Source organism: Methylobacterium planeticum, assembly GCF_008806345.1.
Lineage (GTDB): Bacteria > Pseudomonadota > Alphaproteobacteria > Rhizobiales > Beijerinckiaceae > Methylobacterium > Methylobacterium planeticum.
In genome coordinates this window covers 43092-69878 of sequence record NZ_VZZJ01000026.1, presented here as the reverse complement: position 1 = coordinate 69878, position 26787 = coordinate 43092, and the positions used below count along the sequence as shown (strand labels likewise).

Annotated in this window: 17 protein-coding genes, 1 tRNA gene and 1 pseudogene; 4 read left to right on the top strand and 15 right to left on the bottom strand. The window is 63.8% G+C overall.

Going from position 1 to position 26787, the window contains the following annotated elements; all coding sequences use genetic code 11:
- From F6X51_RS22250 to F6X51_RS22220, 7 genes and pseudogenes are all read right to left on the bottom strand, one after another.
- Positions 1–496, bottom strand: a pseudogene (locus F6X51_RS22250) (helix-turn-helix domain-containing protein); the annotation flags it as partial.
- 92 nt (positions 497–588) lie between these two features.
- Positions 589–3618: a type III restriction-modification system endonuclease gene (locus F6X51_RS22245; protein ID WP_150965867.1), complete on the bottom strand. Its 3030-nt coding sequence runs from the start codon at positions 3616–3618 to the stop codon at positions 589–591.
- Positions 3618–5627 carry a site-specific DNA-methyltransferase gene (locus tag F6X51_RS22240; RefSeq protein ID WP_150965866.1) on the bottom strand — a complete coding sequence of 670 codons (2010 nt, stop codon included), beginning with the start codon at positions 5625–5627 and terminating at the stop codon, positions 3618–3620. Before F6X51_RS22240 ends, F6X51_RS22245 begins: the two co-directional genes overlap by 1 nt.
- A 17-nt stretch (positions 5628–5644) precedes the next feature.
- On the bottom strand, positions 5645–6415 hold the full coding sequence (locus F6X51_RS22235; protein WP_150965865.1) for a DUF4391 domain-containing protein: 771 nt from the start codon (positions 6413–6415) through the stop codon (positions 5645–5647).
- Positions 6412–9633 (bottom strand): helicase-related protein, encoded by a 3222-nt coding sequence (locus tag F6X51_RS22230; RefSeq protein ID WP_150965864.1) that lies wholly within the window; start codon positions 9631–9633, stop codon positions 6412–6414. Before F6X51_RS22230 ends, F6X51_RS22235 begins: the two co-directional genes overlap by 4 nt.
- Before the next feature lie 300 nt (positions 9634–9933).
- Positions 9934–12837, bottom strand: coding sequence for a MobF family relaxase (mobF, locus tag F6X51_RS22225; protein WP_246696954.1), 2904 nt, complete (start codon positions 12835–12837; stop codon positions 9934–9936).
- An 8-nt stretch (positions 12838–12845) separates the two neighbouring features.
- A complete protein-coding gene (locus F6X51_RS22220; RefSeq protein ID WP_150965862.1) occupies positions 12846–13136 on the bottom strand; it encodes a hypothetical protein in 291 nt (96 codons plus the stop codon).
- Between the two features lie 324 nt (positions 13137–13460).
- On the opposite strand from F6X51_RS22220, the gene F6X51_RS22215 reads away from it, so the two are divergent.
- From F6X51_RS22215 to F6X51_RS22205, 3 genes are all read left to right on the top strand, one after another.
- Entirely contained in the window at positions 13461–13988 is a 528-nt protein-coding gene (locus F6X51_RS22215) for a hypothetical protein (RefSeq protein WP_150965861.1), read from the top strand.
- 95 nt (positions 13989–14083) lie between these two features.
- Positions 14084–14815, top strand: coding sequence for a P-loop NTPase family protein (locus F6X51_RS22210; protein ID WP_150965860.1), 732 nt, complete (start codon positions 14084–14086; stop codon positions 14813–14815).
- Positions 14800–15393, top strand: a complete 594-nt coding sequence (locus F6X51_RS22205; RefSeq protein ID WP_150965859.1) for a hypothetical protein — start codon at positions 14800–14802, stop codon at positions 15391–15393. The genes F6X51_RS22210 and F6X51_RS22205 overlap by 16 nt, the downstream gene beginning before the upstream one ends.
- A gap of 22 nt (positions 15394–15415) precedes the next feature.
- Here the strand turns inward: F6X51_RS22205 and F6X51_RS22200 are convergent, their stop codons facing one another.
- The 8 genes from F6X51_RS22200 to F6X51_RS22165 all read right to left on the bottom strand — a co-directional run bounded on the left by F6X51_RS22200 (position 15416) and on the right by F6X51_RS22165 (position 24394).
- Positions 15416–17077, bottom strand: a complete 1662-nt coding sequence (locus tag F6X51_RS22200) for a type IV secretory system conjugative DNA transfer family protein (protein WP_150965858.1) — start codon at positions 17075–17077, stop codon at positions 15416–15418.
- A gap of 41 nt (positions 17078–17118) precedes the next feature.
- Entirely contained in the window at positions 17119–17703 is a 585-nt protein-coding gene (locus F6X51_RS22195) for a hypothetical protein (RefSeq protein ID WP_150965857.1), read from the bottom strand.
- 768 nt (positions 17704–18471) lie between these two features.
- Positions 18472–20205 (bottom strand): DUF6538 domain-containing protein, encoded by a 1734-nt coding sequence (locus F6X51_RS22190; RefSeq protein ID WP_150965856.1) that lies wholly within the window; start codon positions 20203–20205, stop codon positions 18472–18474.
- Positions 20206–20294: 89 nt separating this feature from the next.
- Positions 20295–20367: transfer RNA gene (locus tag F6X51_RS22185), tRNA-Ile, on the bottom strand.
- Between the two features lie 80 nt (positions 20368–20447).
- Entirely contained in the window at positions 20448–21782 is a 1335-nt protein-coding gene (locus F6X51_RS22180) for a nucleotide sugar dehydrogenase (RefSeq protein WP_150965855.1), read from the bottom strand.
- A gap of 383 nt (positions 21783–22165) precedes the next feature.
- A complete protein-coding gene (locus F6X51_RS22175) occupies positions 22166–22564 on the bottom strand; it encodes a hypothetical protein (protein ID WP_150965854.1) in 399 nt (132 codons plus the stop codon).
- A gap of 267 nt (positions 22565–22831) precedes the next feature.
- A complete protein-coding gene (locus F6X51_RS22170; protein WP_150965853.1) occupies positions 22832–23491 on the bottom strand; it encodes a 3-oxoacid CoA-transferase subunit B in 660 nt (219 codons plus the stop codon).
- Between the two features lie 165 nt (positions 23492–23656).
- Complete coding sequence (locus tag F6X51_RS22165) at positions 23657–24394, bottom strand: CoA transferase subunit A (protein WP_150965852.1); 738 nt, start codon at positions 24392–24394, stop codon at positions 23657–23659.
- 345 nt (positions 24395–24739) lie between these two features.
- On the opposite strand from F6X51_RS22165, the gene F6X51_RS22160 reads away from it, so the two are divergent.
- A complete protein-coding gene (locus tag F6X51_RS22160) occupies positions 24740–26767 on the top strand; it encodes an AsmA family protein (protein ID WP_150965851.1) in 2028 nt (675 codons plus the stop codon).
- The last annotated feature ends 20 nt before the right edge of the window (positions 26768–26787 follow it).

The following is a 26787-nucleotide window of genomic DNA, read 5'->3' as shown; positions in this document are numbered from 1 at the left end:
GCGTGATGACGCGGACGAGCCGAGAGCTTCCGGTAGCCCATGCTCCGCAGAACCCGGCTCAGCGTCTGCTCGGAGACCGAGACGTCGTGGTCCTGAAACAGGATCTGAGCCAGATCGACCAACCGCCAGCGCACCATCCCATGCGCCGCCGGCATCGGGCCTTGCTCGACCAGGGCCTTCAGCGCGGCACGGAGATCCGCGTTCAACCGCGAGCGGGCACCGGGAGCCTTGCCGCCGATCAACCCTTCTGGCCCATCGGCGTTGAAGGCCAGGACCCAGTCCCGTACCGTCTGAAGCCCGACCCCGCCGAGAGCGGCCGCCTCGGAGCGCGAGCCGCCGGCGTAGATCGCAGACAGAGCCAGCAGGCGGCGGGTCTGATCCGGGTCGTGCGAACGCTTCGCCAGGGCACGCAGGGCCGCGGCATCGAAGTCCAGCCGCAGTGGTACAGGAGCGGCTATCCCATCCTCCCAGGCTTCAAACCTAAGGACAGAAGCACACCCCTGTCCGCACCACTACCCCGCGTGAGTCCTGCTCAACGAGGCTTGGTATGAGTGAGTGGTGTTCACACGATTACCCGCAGTTCCGTAATTAGCAGCGCTCCATCAAGTCGTCGACCTTCGTCGCCTTGATATAGCCTGCCGGGTTTGGATCAGTGGCGAGCGCTTTAAAGTGGGCCTCGCCGCAGATAATCTTCGCGGCCTCGTTGTCGCGAAGATCGTCGGTGAACAGGCTGCCCTTGGTTTCAATCACAAAATAGAGCCGCTCCTCGCCGCTGACTTCGACCAGCACCGCCCAATCAGGATTGTAGGTGCCAAGCGGCGTCGGGACTTTGAACCACGCCGGAAGCTTGGCGTAGATTTTGACGGACTCGTTCTTCTCAAGCTGCTCGGCGAACGTTCGCTCGACGCCGCCGGAATCATAGACGACGTGCTCGAAGACCGATTTTGTCGCGTCCTTCAGCATATTCTTTAGATAGCCCATCAGCTCTTCCTTCTGGAAAAGCTCTTGGGCGTAATAGCTGTCATCGCCAATCTTCTGGTATTTGATCCCATCGACGAGCGCCAAGCGCTTGGTGCGGTTGATCACTTCGCCCGCGATTTCGATGAAGGCCTGCGGGTTGCGCTTGAAATCGTTCAGCCGCCCGCATTCCGTCAGGATACGGACGAGGCTCTTGCGCGTGAGCTGCGTGCGATCCTGAAGATCGGTCAGCACGTCGGGCAACGCAATGTCGCCTTCCTCGATGGTCACGATCGTGCCGCTGTTCTTGTCGCGCTCCTTGGCCTCCACGCCGCCCTGGCCGATGGACAAATCGGCCTTCCTGATCCGCACTCGGGCCTTGGAAACCGGCGGGCCGTTGGCGATGGCCTTGGCGCAGTCGGTGATCAGCTTCTCGTTGTCGAAGTGGACGCGATAGGTCGTCTTATGTTTGATCCTGTCCCAGAGCGCCTGGAACTCGGCGCTCTCGAGGATCGCCTGCCGGGTTTTGACGACGACGCGTTCGTCGGCGTTCTTGATATCGAGCTTACCTGCGACCTTCCGCAGTACATCACGAACCGCCGCAAGGTGACCTTCCAGGACCTTCGGCAGGGCAAACGTCCCGTCCTTCAACGCTGTGCGCAAGGCATCCTGCACCTTGCCTTTGGCATCCACGAAGCCTTGCGTCTTCAGGTGCTCGAAGATGGCGGCGGACTCGTCGAAACCCAGCATCCCGGTTGAGCCGTCGGCCTTCGCCACCGGGATCGCGGCAAACTGGTGCTTCTCGACGATCCCGAACTTGATGCCGGTGTCCTTCTCGATTTCCTTTTGCAGGTTTTCCGCGAACTCCTCAAAGCTCTCGGTGGCGATGACGGTCAGCGTGTTGATCTCGAACCCGCGCAAGCGCTCGCCCTTCTGGTTCACACAGAGGCGCAAGCCGCGGCCGATGGTCTGGCGGCGCTCGCGCTCGGTGCCCATCTCGCGCAATGCGCAAATCTGAAAGACGTTCGGGTTGTCCCAGCCCTCCTTCAGGGCTGAATGCGAGAAGATGAACTTGAGCTTCGTCTCGAAGCCCAACAGGTTCTCTTTGTCTTTCATGATCAGGTTGTAGGCGCGCTCGGCGTTGTCGCGGCCGGTCTGATTGTTGTCGGCGGTATCGGTCCAGCGCCGTGCCTTGTCGATCGAGAAATAGCCGTCGTGAACCTCTTCGGCTTCCGAGGTGAGATCGACCTCCTTGAACAAACTCACGAACTCCGGAAGCTTCGCGGCCCGCCGGTACTCTTCCTCGAAGATGCGGGCGTATTTACCCTTCACTGCGTTCCCGTCTTCGTCATAGGACCGGTAGTGCTCGACCGCATCGATGAAGAACAGGCTCAACACCTTTATGCCTAGCGGCGCGAGGCGCTTTTCCTTTTCCAGATGTTCCTGAATCGTCCGGCGGATCATCAGCCGCTTCATGGAGTCCGCGTCTACATCGCCGACCGCCTGGCCAAGCGATAGGAACGTCTCGCCGCCCGGAAGCTTTACCTCAAGAAGCTGGTCGTTCTTCGCGGCGCGGATCTCGCCGATGCGACAGTCGGCATAGACGGCGCGGCGGGTGATCTCCTGAAGATCGTCGCCGTCCTGAACGACAACCTCCTTGCGGCGCACATGCTGGCCGTCCTGAACGTCGATCTCCACGCGAGCCGTCACCGGTCCCTTGCCGTTGCTGGCCGAAACAAAGCGCACATACGCCTTGTTATGCCCGCCCTCGACTTCCATCGAGGCGACCTCGATCTGCTTGACCAGCTTGCGTTCGTAGGCGTCCACAGCGTCGAGGCGGAACACCATGTGATGCTTGTTCGTGTGCGTCGCCGAGTAGCGCAGCGTGCAAAGCGGGTTCATCTCGTCGAGCGCTTGCTTGCCGCGCCCCTCGAGACCGCCATCCACGCTTTGCGGCTCATCCACGATCAGGATCGGCCGCGTCGCGCGGATCAGGTCGATGGGGCGTTCGCCGCCGGTCTTCTCGCTGTCCTTGTAGAGGTTGTTCACGTCCTTCTTGTTGATAGCGCCGACGGTCACCACCATGACCTGGATGTTCGGGCTGGTCGCGAAATTGCGCACCTGCCCGGGCTTGCTGGAATCGTAGAGGAAATAGTCGAAAGGCTGGCCAGAATAGAGGCCCTTGAAATGCTCTTCAGTGATCTGAAGCGTCTTGTAGACGCCTTCCTTGATCGCGACCGAGGGGACGACGATCACGAATTTGGTGAAGCCGTAGCGCCGGTTCAGCTCGAAGATCGTCCGCAGATAGACATAGGTCTTGCCGGTACCGGTCTCCATCTCGACGGTGAAATTGCCGGAGGTAAGCGCCGTTGACGGCGCGAGGCCATTGCGAAGCTGAATGTCTTTCAAATTGCCGATGATCTCATCATCGAGCAGCGTCAGCCGGTTGCCGATACCGAGTTCGCTTTCGACGAGTCCCAATTCACCTTGCGCGCCAAAGAAGCCGCCAAGATCGAGGCTGCCTTGTCCGGTGCGTTCGACCACCGGCCGACGTGTGACCGTGAACTCCGTGCGGTTGATCTCCTGGCCGCGAAACAGATCAGCAACGGATTCGATCGCCAGTTTCTGATAGTCGAGATCGGGTTCGAAATGGAGCTTCATCAGAGGCTCCGCACGTCGGTGATGCCGTTCTGGTTTAGGATCGCCGCCATATTGGTCTTGGCGATATCGTCGGCAAAGCCGGAATCCTTGAATACGACGCGCGTATCGACGGCGGGCGCAAGCGCAACCCGCCACGCGACGATGCCCGACGCCAGCGGTTCGATCACGTCCTTGGTCAGCCCATCGGCAAGGCAGACGATCAACGCGCCGCCGCCGATGGAGTGAGCGGACTTGCCCGCAATCGTCTTGGCCTCGATCGGTACACAGAGATCGAGCCCGAGCTTGAGCAACAGCTCATAGAGAACGTCCTGCTCCTTGCGGCCTTGGACGAGGTGCTCGGCGTTCTTCAGCAGGCTGTTTGCGAGATCGGCGGCGTCAGGCTCCCAGGCGCGGATGTTTGAAGAGGCGAGTTTGAAGACGCGGAAGCCGCGGTCCAATGTCCCTGGGATCGCCCTTGCGGCAAGGCGTACTCTCTCTTTAGCGATCTCGAAAATGGTCCGCGGAACTCCTTTCGCATCGAGATAAGCGATAGCATTTTTAACTACTTCTTTGGCACTGCCGGTTGCCTTTTCTAGCATTCCGTCAAGCTTTTCCGGGAATTGAACAAGCACAGCACGAACTTGGCTTCCCTGCTCAGCATTTAGTTCAAAAATCGCGTGTTGAGTGGTTCCAGATCCGGCAAAGAAATCAAGAACCAAGTGGTCCGCTCCGATACCAAATGCCTTCATCAAATCTTTCAGCAAAAACTCATCCTTTGGGTTTGTAAATACTTTAGTCCCAAAAAGCGTCTGGAGACGCTTTGACGCTGCTCGGCCGTCCACGAAGCGCATACTTGTTAAGCTCTGAAACTCTGTGTCCTTAAGATAAGTCTTGTTGTTAGGCACGGTGCTGTGATCTGCACCAAAATGGACGCGCCCATCAGCTATCCGCTTCTTCATCGTTTCTTCTGGATACCGCCAACCACTCGCAGGCTCTTTGCACACTCGTCCAGTCACTGGGTGCAAAACGTCATATCGATACTGGCCAAAATTCGGACCTGATATGTTATCAGGGAAGTAGATTCCCGCCTCATCCATCCAAGTATAGTGCTTGCTATTGCTAATCGGATTAGATTCGGAAAACTGCTTGAACCACGCCTTGGCTTCAGCGTTTATCGCACCCCAGTCATTTCCGTGCTTTGCCTTAAACTGCAAAAAGGCTGCGTATATTTCTTCTAGGCCTGATTTCTTTTCCATCCAAAGCCCAGGATTAGATTGTTTGTTTTTTACGAAAACAACAAAGTATTCATGTTGAATCGAGATGTAAGACTGATCGTTCTTACTGCTGTTTCGCCAAATAATCTCACCAGCGAAATTCTCTTCGCCAAATACGAGTTCGCAGGTTTTGATTAGATTGGCATGTTCCGCCTCATCTATAGATACTATAAGAACACCATCGTCCGTAAGCAGGTCTCTCGACAACTTTAGACGGGGAAGCATCATGTTCAGCCATTCAGTATGAAATCGGCCTGATGATTCCGTGTTTGAGGAAATCTTACGCTCGCCTTCGATCTGCCCAGTGAGCTCAAGATAGTTCTTTATGTTGTCGCGAAAATCGTCGGGATACACAAAATCCTTGCCAGTGTTGTAAGGCGGATCGATGTAGATCAACTTCACCTTGCCAGCGTAACTCTTCTGCAAGAGCTTCAGCACTTCAAGATTGTCGCCCTCGATCATCAGGTTTTGCGTCGTGTCCCAATCGACACTTTCGTCTGGGCAGGGCAACAGGGTTCCGGTTGAAGGCGTCAGCGCGATCTGTCGCGCGCGACGCTTGCCGTGCCAGTTCAGCCCATACTTTTCGTCGCGCTCATCGACCGCCGCGCCGAGCAGGCCCTTCAGTACCTCAAAATCGATCTTGCCTTCCGTAAAGGCTTCCGGGAACAGCACCTTCAGGGCGTCGATGTTGCCCGCGACGATATCGGCGCTCTTGGTGTCGGGATCGTTCAAATCGATCTTTTTGATTTCGGGCATGGGCGCGCTTTCCGTATTCAAAGGTTCTTATCGTGGGCCGCGATCTCGGCTTCCAGGCGCTGGATCTCCAGATTGAGATCGACGCGCCGGTTCAGCTGTTTCTCGCGAGTGGCCTTGGCGCGAAGACCAGTGATCTCGCGCGCAAGCCGTGAATGGGCTTCGAGGGCTTCGCGGCGGCGCTCGACCACTGCCGGCTCGTCGCTTGCGGCGAAGGCGCCATTGAGACGCGCCGCATTTAGAGCTTCGATTCGCGCCAGCCATCCCTCGTACAAAGTGAATAGGTCGCGGCGGGACTGCTTGGCAAGGGCAAGACTTTGCAGGAAAGCTGTTTCATTGATGTTTGAGTGTTCAGTTCTTATTCCCACAACAGAAACGAGGCGCTCGATCACAACTTTATTCGCTTCATTCTGGGCATGGCGTTTATGCGCCGCCGAGAGCGCAACGCCTTGTTCGTCGGTTGTCACCAGAAGCACTGGATAGGGAATGGCGCGGTGTATCAGTTCGATCAGCCGCGCAGCTTTTGCGCCCGGTCGGAAGGCGCAGGCAACGACCGCGACTTCAAGATATTCCCGGGTGTCGTCCGCAAAGCTCGGCACGCCGATCGTGGTAGGCTTGCATGCGGCAAGCCATTGCAGTTCGTCGATGCCGTCCTGAATGGCGCGCTTGTCGGCGGAAGTAGGGGCGCCCTGTTCGACCAGCAACTTCTTCGGCACCCGCGCATCAACACGAGCCTCGGGCGGCAAACCCAAGGCGTTGATAATTGCGAGGATGCCGCCGTCCGTTGTCACGTAGCCGCACCCTCCGCGTCGGGCAGCACGACCAGAAACGCCACGACCTCGAAGTCATTGATCCCCGCGAATTCACCCTTCATCGCATGCGTGCCGCCAGGCGAGAAAAGACTGGCGACCGCGCGCTCTTCCTTCTTGCCGACGACCGATGCGACGGCGCGGGCTAGTAGCTTCTGGTAGGGCTCCATATCCCGGCCGAAGCGCGTAGCCTTATCGAACCTGGCACCGGCTTCGGCGTCGGGCAGATTACGCCCGAGGCTGAGCTTCTTCAAGGCGTCCAGCACCTGCTTCGCCTGCGTGTAGGGAAGCCTGATTTCGCCGTCCTCACCGACGTGGACAACATAGTGCGGGCTCAACGGATAGCCGGGCTCCGGCGATTTGAGAGCCACGTCGCCAACCGCGCGAAGGCAGAAGATCACGCCAGGCTGAAGGCCAGCGTCGCCGTTCGCCGTGGTGCTCCGCGGGGCGGAGGTGACGGCATAGGTCGCGAGCGGCAGCGCTTCCAGCCGCTCCTTGTTCTCGCGCAGGTATCCCGACAAATCGATGCGAAAATCGTTGAGCGTCAGATCGGCGATCGAAACGCCGCTCGACAGGTCTTCAAGATCGATCACCGCGTCTTGCAGCTTCTGAAGCTGGGCGCGGCGATATTCCAGATCGTTCATCTGGTTGCCCGCCTGGAACTCGATCACGTTCTCCTCGCCGGTCGCGGACAAGTCCAGCAGCACCATGCGTCCGCTCACGCGGGATTCGAGATCGAGATATTCGTCGAGCTCCATGTTCGGCCAGAAGTTAACTAGCTGGATCTGGGCATTGGGCGACCCGATCCGGTCGATACGGCCGAAGCGCTGGATGATCCGAACTGGGTTCCAGTGGATGTCGTAGTTGATGAGGAAGTCGCAATCCTGGAGGTTTTGGCCTTCCGAAATGCAGTCCGTGGCGATCAAGAGATCGATTTCGCCTTCGGCGGCCATTTCCGCCGGGCGCTCTTTCGCGCGCGGCGAGAAGGCACTGAGGATCGTGCTCATATCGCTGCGCAAGCCAGGCAAGGTGGTCTTGTTTGCGCCGGTGCCGGTGACGACAGCTGCGTTGAACCCAAGCGTCTTCTTCGCCCAAGGCGCCAGCTCGCGATAAAGATAGTCCGCCGTGTCCGCAAACGCGGTGAAGAGCAGCAGCTTTCGATTGCCGGCGTTGACGGGCTGGTGCGCCTTCTTGGCGATCACCTGTTTCAATGCATCGAGCTTGGCGTCGCGATCCGCCGTGACCGAACGTGCGGCCGACAGCAGCGTCGCAAGCCGATTGCGATCCTCGATGAGGTCTTGCCGCCACCGCACCCGGTCCACGTCCTGAAGCAGGACTTTTACCTTGCGGCCGACGAGCAGGGACTCGAAGGCCGGGTCGTCAACATCGATGTCGTCGATCGTGGTCTCTTCCACCGCCTCGTCGTGGGCGTCGATCTTCGAAAGCAAGGACTCCACGTCGGTAAGCTGGCGTTTGATCGTCAGCGCAAACGAGGCAACCGAGCTCTCCATACGCTTCAGGATGTTGACCCGAAGCAGGTGGATGAGGCTTTCCTCTCGATCCACCTGACGGAAGAAGCTCTCGCCGCCGCGGATTTTGGTGCTATATTTCTCGTCGTAGGCGGCTTGTTTGTGCGGGAGCACGTAGCGCAAGGGCGCGTAGGCGCCGAGCGTCAGCCGACGGATTTCGTTGTTGATCTCGCAGATCGGTCGGAACTCGCCGGCCAGATCGACGTCCGCCTTAATGTTGAAGGGCCGAAGCCGCTCCGGAAATTGCCCTGTCTCGGCCGTGCCGTAGTAGCGTTGAACATGCTTGCGGGACCGAGCGATCGTCAGCATGTCCAGCAGCTTGAAATAGTCGAAACCGAGCATGTCCATCAGCCGGGCTGGGCGCCGTTCGACTTCAGGGAGATCAAGCCAGCGGTTGAATTGGGCCTGGGCCTTCCTGATCGTAGCCTCGATGCTCGGAATGCCGTGGCCGATCAGCGCCAGATCATTGCCCTCGGTCATGAAGGCGATCTGGTTCTTGAGGTCCGCCAGCCGATTGTTGACCGGCGTCGCAGATAGCATGAGCACCTTGGTCTTCACACCGGCCTTGATCACGCGCTTCATCAAGTGGTCGTAGCGCGTGTCGCGTTCCTTGTGGGTCGCCTTGTTTCGGAAGTTATGCGACTCGTCGATCACGACGAGATCGTAGTTTCCCCAGTTCACATTGGAGAGGTCGATGTCGCCGGACAAGCCGCCGTCACGGGACAGATCGGTGTGATTCAGAACATCGTAGTTGAGCCGATCCTCGGCCAGGATGTTACGCCGGTCATTGGCCTTGTAGAGCGTCCAATTGTCCCGCAGACGCTTAGGGCAAAGCACGAGCACGCGGTCGTTTCGAAGCTCGTAGTACTTGATGACCGCGAGCGCCTCAAACGTTTTCCCAAGGCCTACACTATCGGCGATGATGCAGCCACCGATGCGTTCAAGCTTGTCGATGGCGCCTACAACGCCGTCGCGCTGGAAACGAAACAGCTTCTTCCAGACGACGGTGTTTCGTATACCGGTCGCCGACTTGATGATTCGCTCTTCATCGAGTTCGTCACCGAGATCCTTAAAAAGCTGAAATAATATTTGGAAGTAAAGAAGCGAAGGCGCACGCTGGGAGCCAGCTTCATCGAGGAGGCCAACGAGTTTGTCTTTTGCCGCGGCACCTGCCTTCAGGCCGTCCCAATTGGCGCTGAACCAATCAGCAAATGCAGCAGCTTCGTCGTTTTCGTCGCAAGCCTGAACCAACCCGAGGTGACCGCCCGGCGTGATTCCAAGCCCATCCGATGTGAAAGAACAGGTGCCGAGTAAAGCGCGTTTCGTCTCATCGCCTTGGACAACTATGAGCGATTGAGGGGGCGCCGTAGGTGCGCACTTGACCTCCGCGCGCCTTTTGACCCACTCGGCAGCAAGGCGCGCGAGCCAGCGTCCCTGTAGCTGGCCACGAGAAGCGATATCTGCCGGGCCACCAAAGAGCGAATCCGCCAATACCGCTTCATTGCCTAAAAGTAAGCGGCATTTGCTGACGTTTCCGATAAGTTCTCGGACTTCCGCGAAGGCATTAACTGAGAACGTCGGCGACATCAGATCTAGTGAAGCGCCCGGTTCGAGCCAGGCGCGCAGCCGGTCGATCACACGTTCATTGCCGCTATTCCGAACAAGCCTCATGCGCCTATGACCGTCCCCTATCTCCGGCGGGGACTAGCTCGCGTACCTGCTTCGGACGATGCCTCTCCCTACCGTGGGTTCCATACACCCGATTTTCGGGTATGTCCTTAGTCGGGCTGTCATGTCGAGACAATGGTGGGACTTCTCCATACGGGGATGTAGCTAGCCGGTAGCGGAAATGACCGCCTGCGCGCGCTGAACGGCGCGGTAGCAGGTGGACCTTGAAAACTACTTTACCATCGTCGAGCCCCTATAGCCTTGCCCATTGAACTATCGCGAAGCCCGAACTCGTCCATCATCTTATCGGCTAATTTCCGGCGCTGACGGCCTGGACGCTTCGGGCCGGTAAGAGACGCGGTTTTCATCGATGCTTTGGGATGGGTCGCGACGGTCTTGTAGACGACGTGTGATGCTACGCTCGGTTGCCCGGAGCAGTCTAACAAGGGCTCTTCCGGTCAAGCCCGGTACCGCGGCGAGCTCCTGCAGGACCGCTCGCAGTAGCCGCCCAGCCTGGAACCCGCGTTCCACATCAAGCCGGACTTCTGCCCGTGCTGGCAGGATCGCACCGGACCGGACGAAGGCGACACGGTCCTCGACATGATCGACGACGTTGACTTTCTCCGTGTATCGCCGCGCCTCGACGAACAGCCGCTCATGAAGTTCGGCTGTGCTTGGCACCATCCGGAGATCGGATCCGCGGCTTCGCACGGCCAACTCTAGCCGGTTCCTCTCGACCACGAGCCAAGCGTCGTGGCGATGGCGGGTCAGTCCGACATAAAGCTCGCGTGCGTCGCTTGCGGTGCCGCCATAATAGACGCAGGCTGAGGCTGTTCGTCCCTGCACCGAATAGGCGGTACCCGCGGTCGCGAGGGTAATCCGAGGCAGCGTCGGTGCAGCAAGCCGTCCCGGTACGGAATCGCGTACCAGCGCGACGTAGGCATCCTCTATCCTGCGGCCATCCTCCAGGCGCAACGCGATCCGTAACTCGCCGCGCTCGTCGGCGCCGATCGCCTCGATCGTTCCGCGGGTGCTGTTGCGGATGCCGTGGCGTCGGATTCCCTCGCCGAACCGGATCTTGTCGCCGGTTGCCAAGTTCAGCGTCGTGGGTTTGTTCTCGCGGTCCCGCGCACGAACCTCGACGTCGGGTCCCGTGATCTGCCCCTCGGCACGCAGGACGGTGCGAGCTGCCGTGTTCAGGGCGGCGGCATCGCGGTTGCGGCGCGTGACGATCAGGACCTCGCTGTTGCCGTAGCGTTCACGGGCCGCGGTCCAGAGCGCGATCACCTGTTCCTGCGCCTCCGTTGTCCCGCTCACGAGTTCGATCCGCTCGTGTCTCGCATAGGCGCGCAGCCCCGCCTCGACCTCGCCGCGCGCCATCAGAATCGAAGCGGCGCGCTGCCATGGCACCCCCTGTCGTCGCACCTCGGTCAGCGTCGCGTGCCGTCCAAGCACGTCGACAACCGCACGCAACGCTGATCCACCCGGCACAGCCGCGAGTTGGCGCCTATCGCCCAGAAGGATCGCGCGTGCGCCTCCATTCGGTGCTGCTGCAACGCTGCGGAGGACGAAGCCCATGTCCCTCGTGCCGACCATGCCGGCTTCGTCGCAAAGGACGAGGGTGTTGCCATCGAGCGGTGGAATTCGGCCATGTTCGAGATCGTGGCGCCACTTGGCGATGGCGAAGGTCTCGATCCCCGTCGAGGCGGCAAGCTCCTCGGCCGCCTTCCAGCTCGGTGCCAAGCCGATGACGGTCAGCCCAGACGCCCTGGCAGCTTCCACCACCACGCGAGCACTCGTCGTTTTACCTGTCCCGGCTCCCGCCTCCATCACGCTGACGCCCCCGGCATCCGGCCCCGCGACGTGGATGACCGCCTCGCGCTGTTCGGCCGAAAGTTCGGACGCCGCTTCGATTGCCGCCGTCAGCGCCTCAGGTCGGAACAGCGATCGAGCCTCCGGTCGATCGGCGGCGCGTAGCAAGGCGGCCTCGGCAGCGGCGATGCCTGACGTAGTCCAGCAGGCTTGCCCGTCGGACGGGTCGAGGCGAATAAGCTGGCCCTGCTCCTCCAGCGCGGTCATCTCCGCCCGAACCGCTGCGATCCCGATTCCCTGAAGCGAGGCTTCGTTCAGCGCCCGCTCGATCAGGCTTTTTCGGTCGAGAACGTTCTGATGCCGGAACAACGTCGATGCCGCCCGCGCCACCGGCGTATCGCCGGCAATCTCGGGCGGATCGAAGTCGGGCTCGTGCCGGAGATCCTGCTCAGGCACATACACCCTGTCCTGATCGGCCGACCGAGACCGGCTCGCCTCGCGCACCGCCGCCCATGGGTCGAGATCGAAGGCGGCAAGCTCCTGGCGCCAGCGCTGCTCCAGTTCGGCACCCGTCGGCAGGTCGGCCTTGGCGCCGCGGGTGGACAGCGCCGCCACCTCTTTCTGCGATCCAGAGGCCGATGCGCGGTCCCCTCCGATCGCCGCCTCGATCGCCGCCGAGCGCTTGGAGAATGCAGCGATCACCGTGTCGGGGATACCGCGGATCTCGAACTGACCCTGGCCGGCCGAGCGCAGGGCGAGGTCGAACTCGCGGGACAACCCTTCCGCGAGGGCGACTCTGAACGCCGAGCCTACGACTTTTTGCCAGTCGAACAACTTCGTTGGCTCAAGTGTTCTGTACTTACCGTCAGCACATCGCGCGATATTCATCAATACACAATGGGTATGACAGTTTGGATCGCCGTCTCTCGTCGTATAGTGATTAAAGCGACCGACCATAAGATCGGTTGGTTGTTCGCGCAAATGCCCGCCTGCCCCGAGCCGAACCTCGACGAGGCCCTCCTCGCGCAAAAAGTCCAACGCCTGGGTCACGGCCGCAGCGTGGATGGCTTCGAGTTGTGCCCGCTGGTCGACGCCGCCATTAGCCCAGAGAATCGAAAAAGTCTTGGGCGTGGTCAGGCACACGTCCCACCCGGCCCTATGCCCTTCGCCGGCCCCGCGAACCAAGGATCGGCCGCTCCGCGGATCGCGACCGGCGCATAGATCCTGGAAGCTCGCGAGATCGATCGCCGCGCCGTCGCGCACCAAGCTGCCGGCGTTCGTCCGCCACTGCCCGCCGCCATCCTTGGCGTAGTACTCGTCGCGGTTCTGCGTCTCGCGATAGGGATCGTTGGTGTAGTAGGCGCCGGCGCTCGCTCCAGCCCCGAGGGTATGCAAGCTTGCCGTCATGGACCGGCCGACGGGGCCGCCGGTTTGTAGCGGCATATGGCGTCGACCTCACCCGGTGCGGGCGGCTCTAGCGCCTCACCAACGAGCGCCACGAGCGCCGCAAGCCTGTCCTTCACGAGGTTGACCTCGTCGGTGATGCGGCCATACGCCGTGACGCCATCGAGCTCGTTGCGGACCGCCTGAAGCACGAGGTCGGTGGGCAAGAGGCCGCTCCGCTCGGCGGCCTCGGCCAGACGTGTGCCGAGATTGGCATCGAAGGTCACGGTAAGGGTGCGGACGGGTTGCATGGCGAGGCGATCGGCGCTGGATTGGACAATGGACGAGCAGGCGGAAAGATGAGCAAACCTGCTCTAGCTTCCGGCTGTCGGGCAAGCTTAAAAGCAACAATCCCGGCCCGGAACGGCCCTCTGGTTAACGCCTAGCACCTTTAGTGCGTGTGGTGTGATACCCCTATGGTTACCGTACGACCTACCGTAGCCATACCGTCGTATACCGCCCTCTGCCGTAGTCGACCGTGGCCTGCCGTATCCTAACGTCGCGTTGCCGACCTGTCCTGCATCCGAGCGACCGGATGCACCGGGCCGCAACCCGATGTCGTCTACACCAGCGGCATGGCCAAGCGTCCCCGCCTCGATCTGCGCCGCCTTGCGCGAGACGCCGCTGCCGCCCCAGGTGCCCAACGCGCCAACCTGGCGCCGGGAGGGCGGGCCGCCACCGGCCTGATGGACGCGGTCCGCGCCGACCTCGACGCGCTTTTTGCACTCCAGGCCGGCGGCCTGACCTGGAACGCCATCGCCGCCGGCCTGACCGCCCAAGGCCTCACAACCGCTGATGGCCGGGCGATCACCGGCCGCAACCTCACCGGCGTCATCTCAAGCATCCGCCGCCAGGCCCAGCGCGGCGCGACCCGAGATGCCGAACGGAAGACCCGCGCCGATGTCCGGGACGAAGCGGTGGCAACCTCGACTTCTGCTTCCGCGATCCAGACACCTGAAGCGTCGGGATCGGCTTCTCCCCGTCCGGCCTTGTCGCTGGATCTCATCGCGGATGCCGCGGTCGGCTCACGATCACGCCTCTCTGACGCGGAGCGCCGCATCGCCGCCCTCGCTCGCGCCCGTTCCCTGCTCAAGAAGGACTGATCCCCATGGCTCGCACACCGTCCAACCCCACCTCGCCACCACCGTCCGCGTCCACCGAGTCTGCCTCCGACGCTCCGGTCGCGACGGGTGCGCGCTTGCTGTTCGTGGTCCAGGAGACCGGTGGGGTCGGCAAGAGCACGGTGGCGCGAGCGCTCGCCGAGGCGGTGGAGAACGCTCCGGTCTACGAGATCGAATCGAGCCTGCGCCTGCTGGAGCTGGGCGATCGCGTTCAGCACTTCCCGATCCGCGCTGACACCGCCGAACTGATGCAAACCGGCGGCGAGGCGGCCATGGTCGAGTTCAATCCGGTGATCAACGCCCTGGTGCGTGAGACCCGCCCGGCCATCGTCGATATCGGCGCCAACGGCGCGGCCCCGTTCCTCGCCGCGGTCGGACGCGCCGCCGGCCTGTTTGCCCGGCGTGGGCGCCCGCTCGGCGTGCTGGTCGTGGCAGCCGCGCCCGAAAGCGCCTACGACAGCCTGGAGACGCTGACCGCCATGGCCGTACCTTGGGCCGCCCGCCAGTTCGTGGTCGCCAACGAGTACCGCGATACAGTCGATCTCGCGCGTGTCCGCCAGATCGCACCGGGCGCGAGCGTCTCGCGCCTGCCGCGGTTCTCCTTCGCGGCCGGCGTGCGCCCGGTGGTCGATCCCCTCGGCCTGGCGCTGATCCCGCAGCTCGACGAGGAGGCCCTGGCCGAGCGGCTGCGTGATCGGCGCGGTGAACCCGACTATGCGCTCGCTGCCACCACGGTCGGGGTGCTCGCCGAGTTCCGTCTGGAAGCGATGCGTTCGGTGAGGGAGGCGGCTGAGTGGCTGATCGGGTGAGCGAGGCATTGCGCCAACTCAGGGCGCGCTTTGGTCAAGCCGAGGCGCACGTCGATGCAACGCAGGCGCGTGCCCGCAAGGCGAGCGCCCGGCGCCTGCGCGAACTCCTCGCCGGACCTCCGGCGGCACGGGTGGCGGGCTTGCACGATGCTGCCCTCACCCCCGCCGACCGCGCCGAGCTCGAAAGCGCCGTGGCCGGGGCGCTCCCGCGCCGGCACGTCCGCATGCGGAGATCTCTCACGGGCGCTGGGCGCCGCCTGATGCGCCACGTCCGCTATCGCCGACGGGGCCTGATCGCTCTCGTGCTGCTCGTCACATCGGCCCTCAGCTTGGCGCGGACGATATCGACCCACACCCTGGGGGATGCCGTGCCGGTGCGCCTGACCGCGCCGTACACCATCACGTGGACGCTTGCTGGAGGCCAGGTGCTACAAATGGACGAAGCGAAGGAGGCTAAGTTCGTGTGGTTCCAGCGCGACGGGAAGAGCTATCTGCGCCGCTGGTTCGACGGCCGCGGCTACGGCGAGGTCATGGTGACAAACGCCTTTACCCGGACCGCGATCACACTTCGCTTTTAGCCGAGCCACGGCCGCCGCGTGGCTAGGCAGCGGCCGTCACGGCAATCGCGTCCGCCAACCCGTCGAATCGCAAATCGTCGTGAACGGTCTTGCGGATCTGGAGGGCGCGTTTGGGATGAGCCGGACTGTTGGGGAAAACGACGAGGTCGGTTGCCGGCAGGGAAGCGAGTGCCTCCGCGGTCTTCAGCCGCGCAGGTTTGGCGGTCTTGGCGATCGTCGTGCGGCCCGGCTTGCCGTTTTGGGCCGCCTCGATGGTTTGGCTTTCCTCCAGCAGGGTGTAATCGCCGATCGCCCGCGACCAGTGCTCGCGCTCGTCCGGATCGACGAGGGATGGGTCGGACAGGGTCACCACCTCGGCGGTGGCCATCATCGTGCGGGCGTCGGCATCACCATATACGCCGATCAGCTGCGACCTGTCCTGCCAGAAGGTCCACAGGCTCGCGTTGTAGCCGGGCAGTTCGCCAGAGGCGACGACGATCTCCTGGAAGCGGCCGAGCACCCGCGCCTCATCGATGAACACCACCAGTCTTTCCCGCGGACGGTTGCGCCGCACGCTCGTGAACAGCTCGGTCAAGAGCCATCGGATCAGCGGAGCGAGGCCGAGCATATCCTCGGTCGGCAAGGTGATGAACAGGTCGGCCTCGCCGCGGCACACGGCGCGCAGGTCGACGGTACTGGTCGTGGTCATGCGCTGCAGGCGCGGGTCGTCGCACCACTGGAAAGCCTGCGCCGCGGTCGAGAGGATCGGGTCGCGCGTTTTCGGGTCCGCATCCAGCAGTAAGGCCACTTTGCGGGCGGGGTCGGCAAGCACGGGCTTCAGAACCATTGCGAACAGGTCGAGGTCGGCGAGATACTGCGAGACGCGCCGCGCGCTCGGCTGGCCTTCCTCTCGCGCGGCTAGGAATCCCGCCACGATCACGTCGGCGGCTCGGTCGACGAAGTACTGGCCGTCGCCACTCACCGATGACGGCAGCAGGGCACGTGCGAGACGCTGCAGGTAGAGGATGTCGTCGGGGTGGAAGGTCAGGAGTGGGTTCCAGGTATCGGTACCACCGACGAGGCCCTTCGGATCGAGGCAGAATACCCTCCGTTCGAGGTCTCGCCGGCGACGGGCCGTGGCGGTGTAGGCCTCGCCCTTTGGGTCGAGCACGACCACTGGACCGAACCACGCCGTCTTCTCGGGCGCGAGCAAATTGGGGATCAGCAAGCCGCTGGTCTTGCCGGTCCGTGGCGGGGCGATGGAGAGGAGGTTACCCTTGACCGCAAAGCGGATGGTGTGGCCGGTCACCGGATCGGTGCCGATCTCCAGCCCCGCACGCATCCGAGCGCGCTCCGACACGCTTGTCCAGCGGGCGCCGCCGTAGGTATCGCTCGGGTCGCGCTGCGGCCCCTTCAGCTTGGGCGTGCCGACCCATCCGGCCGCAGCCCCGCCGAGGATCGTGACGACCAGAGCCTGTACGAATCCACCGCCGGCCAAGGCCGGCGCTCGGCCCGAGAACATCGTCCAGTAGGTGTCGACGATATGGACGCCGTACGTAGTCAGACCTTTGTAGAGGAAGTCCGTCGGCACCTCGGCGACACTCGGCCATAGCCGCAGATCGGTTCCGTGCTCGACGAGTGAAATCACCGGGACGCCCCCGATGAACACAATAAGTAAAACAAATAATGCTAATGCTGCGCGCATATCTAAAGTCCGCTGGTGATTTTACACCAAGATTACCTTCATTAAATAAAAGACTTTCTGAATCCATAATATGATACAAATGAAACATCTAGATCTCTTAAAAAACTCTTTGCTTTTATAACGTCTCGGAGGCTATAATATGTAAACTTTTTGTAGCCTCTGATATTTTGCGCAGAATCCCATAATATTTCAATCTTATCGTGCAATTTAATGGCCAATTCAGCCTCATCGTCTGTCGGAAAATCGGCAAAATCATCTAAAACTGATATAGTAAACTTCTCGATATTAAGTTTGTCTAATGCAAATTGACGACCACTTGCAATAGAAACCATATCGCTAGTGCATCCAATTTGATCGTAGGCTCCAAACAATTTGCGTTCCATGAGGGCGCCAGCCGCACTAATAAATTCATCATCTTTCTTTGTTTTTCCAAAAAAACTCGGTCGTTGAGCAGCACCACGGCTACCAACTATTCCAATATAAATGTAATATGGCACCAAGCCATATCGTCTAAGTGCAATTACATGCCCGGCCTCATGTATCATTGCTCCACTCCTATCAGTCAGGAGCTGCTTTTTCCGATCCAAAGGCAAGCAAGAAACTGATTTAAGATTGTGCAGCGGCATATCTGGGACCATCTCAGCTAAAGAACCAAAATTAGCGGACGCATACTGACAGCGCCGCAACAAACCTGAAATCTTTTGGTTGGCTCGTCTATAGCATTCAATTTTTATCGAACATGCACCAACGGTCGACTGTATTTTGTCGGCCGAAAGATTCCATATGCTTTCTATCTAAAAAATGATTAATGATTGTTGTATTACGAAAGCGAACTTTGGAAAAAAGTGGAAGCATCACCTCGGGTTAAATCGGCTTCCAAGCATGGTCGATCCGTGCGTTCTGTGCAGCTGGATTATTCGGGCGTGGTTCCTCGTCGCGGTCTGAGGGCAGCTCGACAACAATCTCGAACCCATCATCGCTGTCGGTCCTGGACGCCCCTCACGTCGATGATCTGACGCTGGACACGTCTGGGTAGCTGATAATCGCTAACATCTCCGCGGCCCAGGCTGCCTGTCCGAGTTGCGGACTGTCCTAGACGCGGGCGCACTACGCCTAACGGCGAACTTTGAAAAACCTGCCGAGGCAGGATCGGAGCGGAATATTGCGCATCCGCGTGCACCGCTTCCGCTGCTGTCAATGCCCGGGGCGGATCTCTGTACCAGCTCACGGAGTGGATCTTCGCTCGCGCCGATCCACACTACTATTGGGACGCGACCGGCACATCAAGCCTTGATCGGTGTTACGCATCACTGTAGGATATACTCAAGTGCGACCAATATTTCGTAGACGGATCAGTGGTTTGCGCGTAGTTGGCTGTCGGGTCAGAGTCCTGGCTACTCACCCGGTTGGCTACCGAAAATCGATGGGAGAAACGTCCATTCAAGTTTTTGGATCGTTCGGCTCAGAAGTTTTATGTCGACTGGTTTAGGTCGACGCTTCGCCCCATATCGACCGGTTGTTCCCGGGTCTGAGTGACCCAGTAATGCTTGCTTTATTTCCAGTGACATTTTTGCGCAATCTAAGGAGTCCTTAAACGAATGTCTAAATGAATAAAGAGACTTGTCCTCCTCCTTGATGCCTATCGTACTTCTCGAAAATTCACTCCAGAATGCCGAGAAGTAATTCGAGACTATTGAGATGTCGCCTCCCTTCTCTTCAACGGTGCTCCACAGGCTACGCCAACCCTTCTGTCGTGCTGTCTCGACGAAGTCGAGGAAGCCGAGAGACAAGAGCTCTTTTCGGATCGGCACATACCGCTCCCGGGAGTAAGCTTTGATGGCACGTCCCCCTGCCGTCGTAACCCTGAAACACAACACGTCGGCGTCGGGGTGCTTACAAATCGTGTCAGGGCCAAGCTGAAGAATCTCGGACGAGATCAAACCGTGCGTGCACGAGATGAGCGGCAGCCAGAATTGGAGTTCGCCGCACGCTTTCACACGGGCCAATCGCTCGCCGGATCGGAAGATGGGATGAGCGAAGATGCGGCTGAGCTCGTCCGGTGAATAGGAATCGCGCTTGTCCTCATCTTCCGGAACGTCAATGTAGATACCGCCCTCGATCGCACTGTGGACCCAGCCTTTACCGGACGCCGTCGCGACCATGGTGGTGAGAAAGCCGGTTTTTTTGTTGACGGTCGCGACCTTGTACCCGGCATGATCCGTCAGGTGATCGCGAAAGCGGATGACGTGTTTGCGTTCGACCAGGCCCACATCCGTAACTTTGGTGAGATCCGCGAACCGCTTGATCGTCGCCCGCATGTCCGCAACGAGGTGAGCGTCGACTTTTTTCTTGAGCCTCACTCGATCTCGAATCCACTCGTCAATGCATTCATCGAGCGACTTGCCGGTGCCACGAGTCACAGCGGAGATGGTTGCGACTACTTCTGGGGTCATATCGATCGGTGTTGTCTTCTGCCGCCAAGGTCCGTCGATTGTATCGGGATGGACGTGGCTCACGGGTTTGCCACCCTCACGATCGAAGACGACATCGAGCGCGTTGAGTTCGGCTTGCAGGCATCCACGCAGGATCTGCTCGTAGTACGGAGAGGAAACCGATAGCGTCACTCCGAGGCGGGTCGCATAGGTTTGCAGATATGAGATGCGCTCGCGCCCGTACTCGGCAATGCTCATATCGAGAAGTCGTTTTTTAAGCGCGATCCTCTCCTTAAGTACGAACGCGTCCAGCCAGACGGCCCGGTTCGGTACATCATCGCGGGATAGGTGCCGACCCGTCATCGCCTTCGCGCGCAGTTGCAGGTCTTCATCGATCCAGGTCGCCTTAAGCCAGGCGATAAAATTTTCCCAATCGGGCCATGTCCACCCTTCATGCACCACAGGCGCGACTTGGAAGCCAAGCTTCAGGCGGGCCTTCGTAAATTGCTCTTCGACTTCCTGATCGATCTGGGCTGCGCGCAACCTCGCCTCGGTCGGGATCCGGGTCTTTAACGAGCGCTGGATGCGGGCCGTGGCGAAGGCGCTTGCAACGTCATCCGGTATGCGTCGCACGTACTGGAAGACGCCGTTCCGGCGAATCACGTGATTGGGCAGGGGCACGTTCTCATCGTCCATGTTATGCAGATTGTTATGCATTCCGGCCTTTCGCAAGGCAGCATGGTCGACGAACGTTAAGCGTTTGCAGTGGCTTAGCAGAAAATCGGTGGGCCCGGCAGGACTCGAACCTGCAACCAGACCGTTATGAGCGGTCGGCTCTAACCATTGAGCTACAGGCCCTGCCCGATGCGCACCGAGTCCTACCGGGTCCCGGGCCCGGCGTCACCCCGGATTTCCGCGGGCTCCACCGCGCGCAGGCCTCAGGCCTTGACGATGGTGGCGCCGGCGAGCCCGGCCCGGGCGCAGGCGTTGCGGGTGTCGACCACCAGCGGCGCGTGCGCGACCACCAGGCCCCAGTCGATGCCGTCGTGGTCGGTGACGATCAGGGTCGCGGCGGAGCGGGCGAGGAGTCCGGGCTCCAGGGGCAGCGAGCGCCGGCCCGTCAGGGCCGGGTGCTCGCGGGTCGGCGGGATCTCGGGCACGAAGGGATCGTGGAAGGAGACCCGGGCGCCCCGCGCCTCCAGGATCTCGGTGAGCTTCAGGGCCGGGCTCTCGCGCATGTCGTCGACGTTGCGCTTGTAGGCGAGGCCGATGATCAGGATCTCGGCCCCCGCGAGCCCGCGGCCGCCGCGGCGGTCGAGGGCCTCGGCGAGGCGGCCGACCACGTAGTGGGGCATCTGCCGGTTCACCTCCCCGGCGAGCTCGATGAAGCGGGTGGCGACGTCGACCTCCCGGGCCTTCCAGGTCAGGTAGAACGGGTCGATCGGGATGCAGTGGCCGCCGAGCCCGGGCCCGGGCTCGAACGCCATGAAGCCGAAGGGCTTGGTGGCGGCCGCCTCGATCACCTCCCAGATGTCGATGCCGAGCGCCTCGTAGACGACCTTCAGCTCGTTCACGAGGGCGATGTTGACGGCCCGGAAGATGTTCTCGGTGAGCTTCACGGCCTCGGCCGCGGCGGTCGAGGAGACCGGCACGGTGCGGCGCACGATCGCCCCGTAGAGCCGGTCCGCGAGGTCGCGCGCCGCCGCCCCGTCGCCGCCCACCACCTTCGGGGTGCTCGCCAGGGTGTGGGTCGGGTTGCCCGGGTCCTCGCGCTCCGGCGAGAAGGCAAGGAAGAAGTCGCGCCCGCTGCGCAGGCCGCGCGCCTCGAGGACCGGCTTGAGCACCTCCTCGGTGGTGCCGGGCCAGGTCGTCGATTCGAGCACGACGAGCTGGCCCGGGCGCAGGTGCCGGGCGATGTCGGCGGCGGTGGCGCGCACGAAGGAGAGGTCGGGCTCGCGCTGGCGCGTCAGCGGCGTCGGCACGCAGATCAGGATCGCGTCGGGGGCGCCGAGCCCGTCCATGTCGTGGCTCGCCCGGAACCGGCCGGTGTCGAGGGCCGCCCGCACCGCCCCGGTGTCGAGATGGGCGATCACGGGCTCGCCCGCGTTGATGCGCGCCACCCGGTCCGGGTTCACGTCGAACCCGATCACCCGGAACCCGGCCCGCACCGCCGACAGGGCGAGCGGCAGCCCGACATAGCCGAGGCCGACGACGCCGATCGTGGCATCGCGCGCCAGAAAGGCGCGGTCGAGGTGGTCCCGGGGATCGCTCATCACCGGCCCCTCATAGCGGGGCCCCGCGCCCGGCGGTATCCACGATCGCGCGCCGTCCCCGGACGCGGGGGCGGGCCGTCGCTCCGGGACGACGGGCCGGCAGGCGCGGGTGGCACGCCGCGCCCCCTCTCCCGTGCGGGAGAGGTTTGCCCGCGGAGCGGGCCGGGGTGAGGGGTGCGACATTTCCGGAAAAGTCGCACCCCTCACCCGGTCGGCTTGCGCCGACTCGACCTCTCCCGGACGGGAGAGGTGGGGCGCAGCGTCGTCGCCGGAGGATTGGTCGGCAGACGCGGGCGGCGCGACACGCTCCCTCTCCCGAGCGGGAGAGGGGGGCGCGGCGCCGTGGCGGTCAGGCGGTGAGCCGCGTCCCGCGAGGTCGCGGCTCAGGCCGGCAGGCCCGCGGTCTCGAACAGGAAGTCGTCCACGGCCGGGATGGTGACGGCGAGGCCGGCGCCGTAGGCGGCCTTGGTCAGGCGCCAGGGGCGCTCGGCCCGGGCGCGGATCGCCTCGGAGGGGCGCAGGCGGCGGCCGAGGCCGTCCTCGCCGATCTCCTCGACGGTGAGGAAGCCGTAGACCTGCAGGCGCGAGGCGGTGAGCTTGGTGTCCCGGTCCCCCGCCGCCACCGCGAGGCTGCCGGTGGCGTAGACCGCGTCCATCAGGGCGCGCTGGTCACTGCGGCGCTTGGCCTGGCCCTCGCGGAGCCCCGCCGGACGCGGGGCGCCCCGCACGGCGATTCGCCGGAAGGGCACGACATTGTCCATCGCCGTCGATACGCGACCCATACGCCTTCACCCTCGTGCCCCTGCGCAACTCCGGCCGGGCGGTGGCACGCGCGATCCGCGGGTCCGGCGGTCGCGAGGATTCGAGCATTCGGCTTAAACTTCGCTTAGCCATGCGGCCGGCGCCGGGCCCGGAAACGTCCCGAAACGACCCGGCCCGCAGGGCAGGCGGCCCCCGGCCCGGCCTCCGCGGCGCGCCGGGAGCCGGGTCGAGGGCCGTCCGGTCCGTCGGAACCGCGAGCCTCCGGGGCCGGGACGGCCCGGGACGCCTCAGGCGAGCGCCACCGTGAAGGCGGCCTCGGTCTTCGTGCGGATCTCGTCCTCGCTGACGCCGTCCGCAAGCTCGATCAGGGTCATGCCGCCCTCCCCCTTCTTGTCGATGGTGAAGACGCCGAGATCGGTGATCACCAGGTCGACCACGTGGGTGCCGGTGAGCGGCAGGTCGCAGGCCCTGAGGAGCTTGGGGCTCTCCGAGCCGTCCTTGTTCCGGGCCACGTGCTCCATCACCACGACGACGCGCTTGACGCCCGCCACGAGGTCCATGGCGCCGCCCATGCCCTTCACCATCTTGCCCGGGATCATCCAGTTGGCGAGGTCGCCGTTCTGGGCCACCTGCATGGCGCCGAGGATCGACAGGTTGATGTGCCCGCCCCGGATCATCCCGAAGGAATCGGCCGAGGAGAAGTAGCTCGTGGTCGGCAGGGCCGTGATGGTCTGCTTGCCGGCGTTGATGAGGTCGGGGTCCTCCTCGCCCTCGTAGGGGAACGGGCCCATGCCGAGCATGCCGTTCTCCGATTGCAGCTGCACCGACATGCCCTCGGGGATGAAGTTCGACACCAGCGTCGGGATGCCGATGCCGAGGTTCACGTAGAAGCCGTCCTCGAGTTCGCGCGCGGCGCGCGCCGCCATCTGGTCGCGGGTCCAGGCCATGATGAAGTCTCCTGATGAGGCGGCGCGCGCTCGCGCTGCCGAACGGGGCCTTCCCGGCGAAGGGGAAGGGGACGGGAACAGGGTGTCCGGGCGGACGCGTGTCCGGGGGGCGTGTCCGGGGGGGCGTGTCCGGGGGACGCGTGCCCGGGGCGTCCGGGCCGACGCTCAGACGGCGCCGCCGCCGGCCGCCGCCTGCGCCGCCTCGGCGCGCTTGCGGGTGGTGCGCTGCTCGATGCGCTTCTCGCGGATCGGCACGTGCACGATGCGCTTCACGAAGATGCCCGGCGTGTGGATGTTCTCGGGGTCGATCTCGCCGGGCTCGACGAGGTGCTCCACCTGCGCCACCGTCATCTTGGCGGCGGTCGCCATCATCGGGTTGAAGTTGCGGGCGGTCAGCCGGTAGGCGAGGTTGCCCTCGGTGTCCCCCCGGTAGGCGTGGACGAGGGCGAGGTCGGCGAAGAGGCCGCGCTCCATCACGAAGTCCTCGCCGTCGAACGCCCGCACCTCCTTGCCCTCGGCCACCTTGGTGCCGACGCCGGTCCTGGTGAAGAAGGCCGGGATGCCCGCGCCCCCGGCGCGGATGCGCTCGGCCAGCGTGCCCTGCGGGTTGAACTCGATCTCGAGCTCGCCGGCCAGGAACTGCCGGGCGAACTCCTTGTTCTCGCCGACATAGGACGAGATCATCTTGGCGACCTGCCGGGTGTCGAGCAGCTTGCCGAGGCCGACGCCGTCGATGCCGGCATTGTTGGAGATGACGGTCAGGCCCTTCACGCCCGATTCGCGCACCGCGTCGATCAACTCGTCGGGGATGCCGCAGAGGCCGAAGCCGCCGCACATCACCGTCATGTCGTCGCGCAGCAGGCCCGCGAGGGCCGCCGTCGCATCGGAGTAAACCTTCTTCATCGAACTCGTCCTTCTCGAACCGTCAACCCGCCCCGGTCCGCCGCGCGACGGGCCCGTCGCCCCGGCCCGCCCGGGACGGCAAGCGCCGGGGGGCCGGTCATGCACACGAATCACAAGCGCCGCGCTCGCAGGAAGCGCGCCGTGGAGACAAACCCCGCCGAAGCGTTTAAGGGAATGTCCCGAGCGTACCGGATGGTTACGGCTGGGGGCGGCCTGAAACAACCGGGAGCGGTCGCCGGGGGCCGGTCACCCCAGGATGGCCGGACAGTCCCGGGGCCTCCGGGGTCCTTGGTTGGGTTTCCCTCGCTCGGCACCCGGTGCCGGGCGTCCGTTGCCAGGAGAGCAATGCCGCCGCGCCACCTCATCCCAGCCCTCGGAATCGGGGCGCTCGCCGTCGCGGGGCTCGGTGCCGCCTGCCTGCCCTGGCGGGTGGCGACGCCGGGGGCGGCGCGCTTCGTCAGCCGCGGGCTCGAGCCCTACGGCCTGTCGCTGACCGCCGAGGGGGCGACCCACCTCTCCCTCCTGCCCCTGCCCCATCTCCGCTTCAGCCGCACCCGCCTCGCCGCGACCCCGGAGGCGACCCGGCCGGGCGCGACCGGACCCGGCGCGGCCGAGCCCGTCCAGGCCCTGGCCGAGGGCGGGCGCCTCACCATCGAGCTGAGCCTCCTCGCCCTCCTGTCCGGCCAGGCCGAGATCGGTGGCGTCGCCCTCGACGGGGCCCGGATCGCCCCGCCGCGCAGCCTCGACGATCCCCGCTGGGCCGAACCCCTGGCCCGGATCTCGGCGCGCCTCGCCCAAGGGGTGACGAGCCACCCGCGCCGGGTCACCGTGACCCGCGCCACCCTGGCGGGGCCCGACCGGGACCCGGAGGGCCTCGACCTCGTCCTGTCCTGGCCCCTGTGGAGCGCCAGCCTCGACGGCGCCGGCACCCTGCGCTGGAAGGGGGAGAGCGCCCGCTTCGCCCTGACCGGCCTGCGCCCGACCGACTTCCTGGCGGGCCGCCCGAGCCCCTTCGCGGCGACCGCCCAATGGCCCGCCGGCAGCCTCGAGACCCAGGGCAGCGCCACCCTGGCGGCGGACGGCCTGAAGCTCTCCGGCGAGGGCCGCTTCGAGACCCGCTCGCTGCCCGAGACCCTGGCCTATCTCGGCCGCGACGTCGCCCTCTCGCCCTTCATCGAGGGCTTCGCCCTCGACGGCCGCTTCGAGGCCTCCCGATCGGGCCTGATGCTGCCGAGCCTGCGCGTCAGCGTCGGCAGCAACGTGCTCGAGGGCGCGGGCTCGGCGAGCTTCCAGGAGGCGCGCACCGCCGTCCAGGCGACCCTGGCCGCCGACAGCCTGAACCTCTCGCCCCTCGTCGGCGGCCTCGTGCGCCTGTTCGGCCCGGGGGCGCCCGAGCCCGCGGGCAGCCCGGCGTCCGCGAGCCCGTCGACCGCGAGCGCGTCGCCCGCAAGCCCGTCGCCCGAGGCCGTCCAGGCCTCGCAGGGGCCGGCCGAGGGGGCGTCCCGCGAAGCTCCGGCCCACCGGCCGATCGCCCTCAAGCCCCTGACCGGGGGCGACCTCGACCTGCGCCTCTCCGCCGGCAGCAGCCGCATCGGCCCCGTGCTCCTCGAGGACCTCGCCGCCAGCGTCCTCGTGCGCGGCGACTCGATCGAGGCCTCCCTCGGCCGGGCGAGCCTGCAGGGCGCCGTGCTGAAGGGCCGGATCGCGCTCGCCCCCTCCGAGGCGGACGAGGCCGAGACCGAGGTGAAGGCGCAAGGGGCCTTCGACCGGCTCGACCTCGGGGCGCTCCTGATCGATCTCGGCCAGTCGCGCTGGGTGCTCGGGGGCACGCAGGGGCAATTCGCCCTGGAGAGCGTCGGGCGCGACGTCGCGGCGCTGACCGAGCGCGTCAGCGGGCGCGCGGTGCTGGCGAGCGAGGGCGGCCTGATCTCGGGCCTCGACCTCGCCGACGTGATCCACCGGGGCCGCCTCGCCCCCGGGGCGCTCGCCCGCCGCAACGGCCGCACCCCCTTCGAGCGGGCCGGGATCAGCCTGCGCTTCGCCGACGGGGTCGGCGAGATCGGCGAGGGCTTCCTCAAGGCCGCCGCCCTGACGGCGAGCCTGCGCGGGCAGGTCTCTCTGGTGGAGCGCCGCTTCCGGGCCCGCGCCGAGCTCGCGCCCCGGGTCGCGGGGGCGCCGGCGGGCGGCGAGGCGCCCCGCGCCGGCGCCCTGTTCGAGATCGCCGGCCCCTGGGACGCCGTCTCGATCCGGCCGGCGCGCCGCGACGAGACCGCGCCGGATCCGGGCGGACGCGGCGGCTCGGTGCCGGGGCCGGAGGCCCTGCGCCCGGCACCCGCCGGCCTGCCCGCCGCGGTCCGGGCCTACGCGCCCTGAACGGCTCGCCCCGCGCGGGC